9 protein-coding genes, 2 rRNA genes and 1 riboswitch are annotated in these 8972 nt (G+C 53.4%); all 11 genes read right to left on the reverse strand.

Annotated elements, in window-relative coordinates:
- Positions 1-2: 2 nt before the first annotated feature.
- The gene (gene purF / locus KNP64_RS10750) at positions 3-1412 is read right to left on the reverse strand and encodes an amidophosphoribosyltransferase (protein WP_058765678.1); all 1410 of its coding nucleotides are present in this window, start codon (positions 1410-1412) and stop codon (positions 3-5) included.
- Complete coding sequence (purL, locus tag KNP64_RS10755; RefSeq protein WP_034781321.1) at positions 1388-3607, reverse strand: phosphoribosylformylglycinamidine synthase subunit PurL; 2220 nt, start codon at positions 3605-3607, stop codon at positions 1388-1390. Before purL ends, purF begins: the two co-directional genes overlap by 25 nt.
- Positions 3591-4271 carry a phosphoribosylformylglycinamidine synthase subunit PurQ gene (gene purQ, locus KNP64_RS10760; RefSeq protein ID WP_214793061.1) on the reverse strand — a complete coding sequence of 227 codons (681 nt, stop codon included), beginning with the start codon at positions 4269-4271 and terminating at the stop codon, positions 3591-3593. The genes purL and purQ overlap by 17 nt, the downstream gene beginning before the upstream one ends.
- Positions 4268-4510 (reverse strand): phosphoribosylformylglycinamidine synthase subunit PurS, encoded by a 243-nt coding sequence (purS, locus tag KNP64_RS10765; protein WP_138860026.1) that lies wholly within the window; start codon positions 4508-4510, stop codon positions 4268-4270. Before purS ends, purQ begins: the two co-directional genes overlap by 4 nt.
- Positions 4510-5211, reverse strand: a complete 702-nt coding sequence (gene purC, locus KNP64_RS10770; RefSeq protein WP_138860027.1) for a phosphoribosylaminoimidazolesuccinocarboxamide synthase — start codon at positions 5209-5211, stop codon at positions 4510-4512. The genes purS and purC overlap by 1 nt, the downstream gene beginning before the upstream one ends.
- A gap of 48 nt (positions 5212-5259) precedes the next feature.
- On the reverse strand, positions 5260-6552 hold the full coding sequence (purB, locus tag KNP64_RS10775) for an adenylosuccinate lyase (protein ID WP_214793058.1): 1293 nt from the start codon (positions 6550-6552) through the stop codon (positions 5260-5262).
- Positions 6549-7643: a 5-(carboxyamino)imidazole ribonucleotide synthase gene (purK, locus tag KNP64_RS10780; RefSeq protein ID WP_214764271.1), complete on the reverse strand. Its 1095-nt coding sequence runs from the start codon at positions 7641-7643 to the stop codon at positions 6549-6551. Before purK ends, purB begins: the two co-directional genes overlap by 4 nt.
- A complete protein-coding gene (purE, locus tag KNP64_RS10785; protein ID WP_138860030.1) occupies positions 7643-8131 on the reverse strand; it encodes a 5-(carboxyamino)imidazole ribonucleotide mutase in 489 nt (162 codons plus the stop codon). Before purE ends, purK begins: the two co-directional genes overlap by 1 nt.
- Before the next feature lie 69 nt (positions 8132-8200).
- Positions 8201-8302, reverse strand: a riboswitch (purine riboswitch).
- Between the two features lie 139 nt (positions 8303-8441).
- Positions 8442-8633, reverse strand: coding sequence for an NETI motif-containing protein (locus KNP64_RS10790; RefSeq protein ID WP_034781380.1), 192 nt, complete (start codon positions 8631-8633; stop codon positions 8442-8444).
- Positions 8634-8716: 83 nt separating this feature from the next.
- Positions 8717-8832: ribosomal RNA gene (gene rrf / locus KNP64_RS10795) — 5S ribosomal RNA — on the reverse strand.
- Between the two features lie 57 nt (positions 8833-8889).
- Positions 8890-8972: ribosomal RNA gene (locus KNP64_RS10800) — 23S ribosomal RNA — on the reverse strand; the annotation flags it as partial.

Here is an 8972-nt window from a genome sequence, read left to right on the forward strand (position 1 = left end):
CCTCAAGCTTTTGTCTCTGTTACAAGTTCCGCCAGTTCAGTTGGATAAAGTCCGGTGAAGCAAGCGGCACACTGCCCGCGCAAGTTCCCTTCGAACGGTCGGTCGATCGCTTCGACCGTTCCGTCCAATGTGAGGAACGCCAGTGAATCGGCCCCAATCTCTTCTTTAATCTCTTCGATGGATTTGGTGGCCGCAATCAACTCTTCCTTTGATGATGTATCGATGCCGTAATAGCACGGATGCTTGATTGGTGGTGACGTGATGCGAACATGCACCTCGGTCGCCCCGGCTTCACGGAGCAACTTGACGATGCGTCTGCTCGTCGTACCGCGGACGATCGAATCGTCGACCATGATGACCCGTTTTCCGTTCACGACGCCTCGAAGCGCCGACAGCTTCATCTTGACACCGCGCTCCCGTAGTTCTTGCGACGGCTGAATGAACGTCCGGCCAACATAGCGGTTTTTAATGAGTCCCATCTCGTACGGAATCCCGCTCGCCTCAGCGTAACCGATGGCCGCCGAAATGCTCGAGTCCGGGACGCCGGTGACGACGTCCGCTTCGACCGGTGCCTCGTCGAACATCTTCTTCCCCATCGCCTTACGGGCCGTATGCACGTTGACGCCATCGATGATCGAGTCCGGCCGCGAGAAGTAGATGTATTCCATTGAACACATCGCGCGGACCGATGCCTCGCTGTACCGCTCCGACACGATCCCGTCTTGCGTGATCATGAGGAGTTCCCCTGGCTCGACATCGCGTACGTACGTCGCCCCCACGACGTCAAACGCACATGTCTCTGAGGCGAATACGTAGGCTCCGTCCTCGGTCTGGCCGAGCGAGAGCGGGCGCAAGCCGTGAACGTCGACGCCGACGTAGAGCGCGTCTTCCGTCAAGAAGAGGAAGGCGAACGCGCCGACGAGACGGGCCAAGCTATCTGCAATCCGCTCTTTCATCGAGTTGCCGCGGCTTCGTTTAATCAAGTGGGCGACGACTTCCGTATCGGACGTCGTCTGAAAAATCGCACCTTCCGCTTCGAGCATATGTTTCAACTCGTTGGCGTTGACGAGGTTACCGTTATGCGCCATCGCCAAGTCGCCCGTAAGCGACTTGAAGTGGAGCGGTTGGACGTTCTCGAGCGTGTTGCCGCCTGCCGTCGAATAACGGACATGACCGATGGCGTGATGCCCGGTCAATGCGTCGAGCGACGGTTCGTCGAACACTTCAGCGACGAGGCCAAGCCCGCGTTTGGCGTGCAAGCGCTCGCCGTCAGCCGTGACGATGCCTGTCCCTTCTTGTCCCCGGTGTTGCAGGCTGTGGAGGCCGTAGTAGGCGAGGTGTGACGCTTCGTGGTGATTAAAAACCCCGAATACCCCGCACTCCTCGTTCATGCCTCGGATGTCATATAACATGGAATAGCTCCTTCCCATACCCGTTCAAGTTCCGTGACATCCATTTCGATGAGGCGGTCGCTCGCACGGACCGTCAATTGTGGCGTGTCTGTCACCTGTCCGATGCGTGTCGCCTTCGTCAACTTCGCGAACGCATCAGCCTGATGTGGCGCGACTGTGACGAGGAACCGTGACTGTGATTCGCTGAAAAGTGTCGTCACGAGATCTGCGTCGACTGTGACATCTGCGCCGAAGCCCGTGCCGAACACGAGCTCAGGGAGTGCCGCGGCGAGTCCGCCTTCCGATACGTCGTGGGCCGCTGTGACAAGACCTTCCCGAATCGCCGTAAGCAATACTTGTTGCTGACGGCTCTCTGTCTCGAGGTCAAGCATCGGCGCCTGTCCGCTCACTTTACCGTCTTGCAGCATTTGAAGCGCACTACCACCGAACTCAGGTTTCGTCTCTCCGAGCAAGAAGATGATGTCGCCTGCTGCTTTCGCGAACGACGTCGTGATATGTTCCGGTTTGTCGATCAAGCCGACCATGCCGACGACCGGCGTCGGATAAATCGCCGTCCCGTTCGACTCATTGTAAAGCGAGACGTTTCCACCGATGACCGGTGTATCGAGGGCACGGCACGCTTCGGCCATCCCTTCGACAGCTTGGTCGAGCTGCCAGAAGCCTTCTGGTTTGTCCGGGCTACCGAAGTTCAAGCAGTCGGTGAGAGCGAGTGGTGTGGCGCCGCTGGCGACGATGTTGCGCGCTGCCTCTGCGACCGCAATCGCACCACCGACACGTGGGTCGAGGTACACGTACTTGGCGTTGCAGTCCGTCGTCATCGCGAGTGCTTTGTCTGTGTCGCGAATGCGGATGACAGCCGCATCACTTCCTGGGGCGACGACGGTCGACGTTTGAACCATATGGTCGTATTGCTCATACACCCAACGTTTCGAGGCGATTGTCGGCATGGCGAGCACGTCTTTCCAAGTCGAGAGGACGTCCGAGACAATCGGTTGGATTGGTGTCATCGCTTGGAACGTTTCATAGTACGCCGGTACTTTCGACGGCTTATGGTAGACCGGTGCGTCTTCTGCGAGCGCGTCGACTGGTACTTCGGCCGCGACTTCCCCGTGATGGAGCAGACGGAGCACTTTGTCTTCGATGACTTCACCGACTTTGATCGCATGAAGTCCCCACTTCGTGACGATCGCTTCGATCTCATCTTCATGTCCTGCCTTGACGACGAGAAGCATCCGCTCTTGTGACTCCGACAACATCATCTCGTAAGGCGTCATGTCGGCCTCGCGTTGTGGGACGAGGTCGAGGTTCATCTCGATGCCCATGCCTGCCTTCGATGCCATTTCGGCCGAAGACGACGTGAGACCAGCCGCTCCCATGTCTTGGATCCCGACGAGGGCCGGGTGCTTGATGACTTCCAAACACGCCTCAATCAACAGTTTCTCCATGAACGGGTCACCGACTTGGACGGCCGGGCGTTTTTCGTCCGCGTCCTCACCGAGTTCTTCCGAGGCGAACGTCGCTCCGTGAATGCCGTCGCGTCCTGTCGTCGCCCCGACATACATCACTGAGTTACCGACGCCTTCGGCAATCCCTTTTTGAATGTCTTCATGGCGGATGAGCCCGACACACATCGCGTTGACGAGCGGGTTACCCGCATAGGCCGGATCAAACGCGACTTCCCCACCTACCGTCGGGATACCGACGCAGTTGCCGTATCCGGCGATGCCTGAGACGACATGACCGAAGAGATGTTTCACACGTGATTCGTTCAAATCTCCGAAGCGGAGCGAGTTAAGGAGTGCGACCGGTCGCGCGCCCATCGAGAAGATGTCACGGATAATCCCGCCGACACCTGTCGCCGCACCTTGGTACGGCTCAATCGCCGACGGATGGTTATGGCTCTCGATTTTGAAAGCGACGGCCTGGCCATCGCCGATATCGACGATGCCAGCACCTTCCCCAGGTCCTTGAAGGACGTGTTTCCCAGTGGTCGGGAATTTCCGGAGGACAGGCTTTGAGTTTTTGTACGAACAGTGTTCAGACCACATGACCGAGAATAACCCAATCTCGGTGTAGTTCGGCTCACGACCGAGCAGTGAGACGACGAGCGCGTATTCCTCATCGGTCAATCCCATCGTGGCGTAAAGTCGCTCTTCACGGATGTGTGTTGCTGTCGGTTCAGTTGTAAGTAGCATGTCGAGTCCCCCATTTCACCATCGAAGTGAATAATCGTTTGCCGTCTTCCCCGCCGAGCAATGCTTCGACCGCTCGCTCCGGGTGCGGCATCATTCCGAGTACGTTGCCTTGTGCGTTCGTGATCCCTGCAATATTCGCGACCGATCCGTTCGGATTGTCGGTATACGTGAAGGCGATCTGTCCGTTCGTCCGGAGCGTCTCAAGTGTCGCCTCGTCACAGTAGTAGTTGCCTTCCCCGTGCGCGATCGGGACTTGGATCGTCTCCCCGAGCGCATAATCGTTCGTGAACATCGTCTCGTTCGTCTCGACTTTCAATTCGACCGTCTTGCACATGAACTTCAAGTCACGGTTACGCATCAACACGCCCGGTAGAAGTCCGGCTTCGACGAGCACTTGGAAACCGTTGCAGACGCCGAGTACCGGACGCCCTTCTTCGGCGAACCGTTTGACTTCACTCATAATTGGTGAGAACTGGGCGATGGCGCCACAGCGCAAGTAATCCCCATATGAGAATCCGCCTGGCAGGAGCACACCGTCGTAACCGTCAAGCGACGTTTCCGTATGGAACACATAGTCCGCTTCTTCGCCGAGGACATCTTTTACAGCGTGATACATGTCGAGGTCACAGTTCGATCCGGGGAAGACGATGACAGCAAATTTCATGCGAGTACCCCCATCTCGATTCGATAGTTCTCGATGACCGTGTTGACGAGCAACTTCTCACACATGTCACGGACCATCGCTTCGGTCGTCTCTTCTGCCACTTGAAGCTCGATCACTTTCCCGATGCGTACTGATTCAACGCCTGTAAAGCCGAGATGTTCGAGTCCGCCTTTGACGGCGACGCCTTGTGGATCGAGTACACTTTCACGTAATGTCACGTACACGTTTATTTTTTTCATCAGTTCATTCCCCCTATGCGTGTTAACAACTGGCTATACGTGTCTGTCAGAGATCCGAGGTCTCTGCGGAAAACATCTTTATCGAGCTTTTGTTTCGTCTCTTTGTCCCAAAGCCGGCACGTGTCTGGTGAAATCTCGTCGGCAAGGATGATCGTGCCGTCGACTTTACCGAACTCGAGTTTGAAATCGATCAAATCAATGCCATGGTCATTAAAGAAATCGAGCAATACATCGTTGACCCATAGGCCGAGTTGTCGCAATGTTTCGACTTCTTTGTGTGTGGCAACTTGCAGTAAACGGATATGGTCCTCTGTTAAGAGTGGATCTCCGAGTGCGTCATCTTTATAGTAAAACTCGACGATTGGTGACAGGAGCGGTGTCCCTTCTTCCCAACCGAGTCGTTTCGCAAGGCTTCCGGCGGCAATGTTACGCACGACGACCTCAAGCGGAATGATGTCGACACGGCGCACGAGCTGCTCGCGATCCGATAGTCGCTTAATGAAATGCGTCGGAATCTTGTTATCGTGCATGAGTTCGAACAAGCGCGTCGTGATAGCATTGTTTAACACGCCTTTGCCGGCGATTGATTCTTTCTTCTCCCCGTTAAATGCTGTCGCGTCGTCTTTATAATAAACGCGGAGCACACCCTGTTCTTCTGTCTCGAATAACGCTTTTGCCTTACCTTCGTAAATTGCTTCCATCTGTATCGTCCCCCTTAAAAGTGAGAGGGGCATGACGCCCCTCAACGATCACAAACCACAGCGTTCAAAAATGACATCGACACGGCGCACGTGATGGCTCGGGTTGAATAGGTCGTCGAGCTCGTCACTCGTAAAGAGCGCGCCCATCTCGGCGTCTCGTTCAATCAAAGTGCGGAACATCGTTTCTTCTTCCCACGCCTGCATCGCCTTCGGTTGAACGGCGTCATACGCTGCTTCGCGCGACCATCCTTTTTCGATCAAGGCTAGCAAGATGCGTTGGGAGAAGATGATGCCAAACGTCCGATCCATGTTCCGACGCATATTGTCCGGGAAGACCGTCAAGTTCTTCACGATATTGCCAAAGCGGTTCAACATGTAGTTGAGGAGACTCGTCGCATCCGGAAGAATGATCCGTTCGGCTGAAGAGTGTGAGATGTCACGTTCATGCCAGAGTGGGACGTTCTCATACGCCGTCACCATATGACCGCGAATGACACGGGCCAGGCCGGTCATGTTCTCTGAACCGATTGGGTTGCGTTTATGCGGCATCGCTGACGACCCTTTTTGTCCTTTGGCGAAGAATTCTTCGACCTCACGTGTCTCTGTCTTTTGGAGGCCGCGAATCTCTGTCGCCATCTTCTCGATTGATGTGGCAATCAATGCGAGTGTCGACATGTATTCGGCGTGACGGTCACGTTGTAACGTCTGTGTCGAAATTGGTGCCGCTTGAATCCCTAATTTGTCACATACATACGACTCGATGAACGGATCGATGTTTGCGAACGTGCCGACCGCACCACTCATCTTGCCGAACTCAATCGTCTCACGGGCTGCCATGAACCGCTTCTTGTTGCGCTTCATTTCTTCGTACCAAAGGGCGAGTTTCAATCCGAACGTCGTCGGTTCTGCGTGAACACCGTGTGTACGGCCCATCATGATGTCATACTTATGTGCTTTCGCTTTCTCAGCGAGGATCTCGATGAAGCGGTCGATGTCAGCTTCTAAAATATCGTTTGCTTGCTTAATCAAGTACGATAAGGCCGTATCGACGACGTCTGTCGAAGTCAGTCCGTAATGCACCCACTTCTTCTCTTCTCCAAGCGTCTCTGAGACGGCACGCGTGAAGGCGATAACGTCATGGCGCGTCTCTTGCTCGATCTCCAAGATGCGTTCGACATCAAACGATGCTTTGTCCCACAGGACCGCGACATCTTCTTTTGGAATGACGCCTAGCTCGCTCCACGCCTCACATGCGTAAAGTTCTACTTGAAGCCATGCCTCAAATTTGTTTTGGTCTGTCCAAATCGCCGCCATCTCGGGACGGGTATAACGTGAAATCATAAAACGGTCTCCTTCCAGATTGCCAATTGTTCGATGGTCTGAAGCGCTTCTTCGACGGAATCGGCGAGCACGTTCAAGTGCCCCATCTTCCGACCAGTCTTCGCTTCCTCTTTTCCATACAAATGTAGTTTAACATTCGACGGTAACGTTTGCGGATTCAGCTCATCCATATGTTCGCCTAACAGGTTAACCATCACGACCGGGGTGTGGAGTGTCGTACGACCGAGCTTCATACCAGTGATTGCCCGTACATGTTGCTCGAACTGGGACGTCTCACAGGCGTCAATCGTGTAATGCCCTGAATTGTGGGGACGGGGAGCAAGTTCATTCACATACAAGGAACCATCCTCCATGATGAACAGTTCAACCGCAAGCGTTCCAATCAATCCGATGTGGTCAGCGAGTTGAAGGGCCAAATGCCGAGCCTCTTCCAAAATGTCTTGTTCCACTCGTGCTGGCACTATCGATAAGTGTAAAATATTTTGATGATGAATATTCTCGCTGATCGGGAACGTTGTCGTCGCGTGAGCCCCTCTCGTTACGATAACCGAAATTTCTTTTTTAAAAGGCAGCCAAGCTTCGGCCACGTACTCCGTCTCTTCGAACTGATCCGTAAATGTGCGAACATCTTGCTCCGTCCGCAAGACCGTTTGGCCTTTTCCGTCATATCCGAATCGGCACGTCTTGATGACGAATGGGAGGCCTAACACTTCTCTCGCTCGAGTGACGTCTCGGAGGGAACGAACTGGAACATATGGAGCGACGTGAAGGCCCGCACCTTCAATCATTTGCTTCTCATAGAGCCGATGCTGTGTCGCCTTTAAGACATCCATCCCTTGCGGACACTTGTCAGCGATAGCTTCAATCATCGCTGTATCGATGTTTTCAAATTCATATGTGATGACGTCTGAACGCTGAGCGAGTTCACGAGCTGCTGTTACGTCGTCAAATGTAGCCACGATGCTGGGCGCGACTTGAGCGGCCGGTGCGTTTGGGTTTGGATCAAGACTTAGCGTTTCGTATCCCATAGCACTCGCGCTGAGTGACATCATCCGACCTAGCTGGCCTCCGCCTAAAATTCCGATTCTCATCAAATCAGCTCCTCTGTCGCTTTGAGTGCCATATCTCGTTTCACTTGGCGGTAAACCTCGAGACGGTCAATCAATTCAGAGGATTGGAGGCTCAAGATTTGCGCCGCGAGAAGACCTGCGTTCGTCGCCCCAGCTCGACCGATGGCGACGGTTGCGACCGGTACACCTGCAGGCATTTGAACAATCGAGAGCAATGAATCAAGTCCGTTTAACGCCTTCGATTGTACTGGTACCCCGATGACGGGTAATGTGGTCTTTGCAGCGACCATACCTGGTAAGTGAGCTGCGCCTCCCGCTCCTGCGATAATGACCTGTATGCCCCTTGCCCGAGCTCCCTCAGCGTAGTCGAACATTAAGTCCGGCGTCCGATGCGCCGAGACAACTTGTTTTTCATATGGAATACTCAACTCTTCAAGGATCTCACAAGCATGGCTCATTGTTTCCCAATCGGAAGAACTACCCATGATCACACCTACTGTTGCCTTCACTTAAATGTCCCCCTTAAAAAAAGAAATCCCTAAACCGAATAACCAGTTTAGGGTATAGACCACGACAAAAAAATGTCGACTATACCCCATAGTCTGATCAGAGTCGGCGATCAGGTAGAAACTTGCGAGCCATTTCCTCGCGATTATATGGAGCACTATTTAATTTGTTCTTAACTCACACGCCTATCGTACCTTGTTCATTCAAAACATGTCAACAAACGGCGAACAATTTAATTGTCTGAATATTCATCGTTCGTCTTTAGGTTCATTAAAACACAAAAAACCGCCACTCATTCGTGACGGTTTGGCATTATGGTTTGAGAGCAACGCACTCAAATAAAATCGACTGATGGGAATGTACAGGTTCGTCTTTGGTTCCCGTTTGTTCAAAGACAGGCTTCTCAATCCTACGTACCGGGCGATACCCCATTTGAGCAATTCGATTTAAACACTCATCGATTGTCTCGTTTGGCTCGACGTATACTTTGATTTTTTTGGCCATCTGTTCTTCCTCTCTTTCATTTGAATCGCGATATAAATAAAAAAAGCGGCGGCCCTTGAGCGAATGCTCCAGAACCACCGTTTGCCTGGCGACGTCCTATCCTCACAGGGGGAGACCCCCAACTACTTTCGGCGCTGAAGCGCTTAACTTCCGTGTTCGGCATGGGAACGGGTGTGACCACTTCGCTATCGCCACCAGACAAGAGAGATCGTTCTCTCAAAACTGAAGACTCATCAATTCATACAAACCGTTAGACTAGATCAAAGCCTCGACCGATTAGTATCATTCAGCTCCACACGTCGCCGTGCTTCCACCCATGACCTATCTACCTCATCGTCT

Source organism: Exiguobacterium sp. s64, from assembly GCF_018618035.1.
GTDB lineage: Bacteria > Bacillota > Bacilli > Exiguobacteriales > Exiguobacteriaceae > Exiguobacterium > Exiguobacterium mexicanum_A.

Coding starts and splice junctions, on each gene's coding strand:
- purF (WP_058765678.1), bottom strand. CDS start 1,412: ATGTTATATGACATCCGAGGCATGAACGAGGAGTGCGGGGTATTCGGG.
- purL (WP_034781321.1), bottom strand. CDS start 3,607: ATGCTACTTACAACTGAACCGACAGCAACACACATCCGTGAAGAGCGA.
- purQ (WP_214793061.1), bottom strand. CDS start 4,271: ATGAAATTTGCTGTCATCGTCTTCCCCGGATCGAACTGTGACCTCGAC.
- purS (WP_138860026.1), bottom strand. CDS start 4,510: ATGAAAAAAATAAACGTGTACGTGACATTACGTGAAAGTGTACTCGAT.
- purC (WP_138860027.1), bottom strand. CDS start 5,211: ATGGAAGCAATTTACGAAGGTAAGGCAAAAGCGTTATTCGAGACAGAA.
- purB (WP_214793058.1), bottom strand. CDS start 6,552: ATGATTTCACGTTATACCCGTCCCGAGATGGCGGCGATTTGGACAGAC.
- purK (WP_214764271.1), bottom strand. CDS start 7,643: ATGAGAATCGGAATTTTAGGCGGAGGCCAGCTAGGTCGGATGATGTCA.
- KNP64_RS10790 (WP_034781380.1), bottom strand. CDS start 8,633: ATGGCCAAAAAAATCAAAGTATACGTCGAGCCAAACGAGACAATCGAT.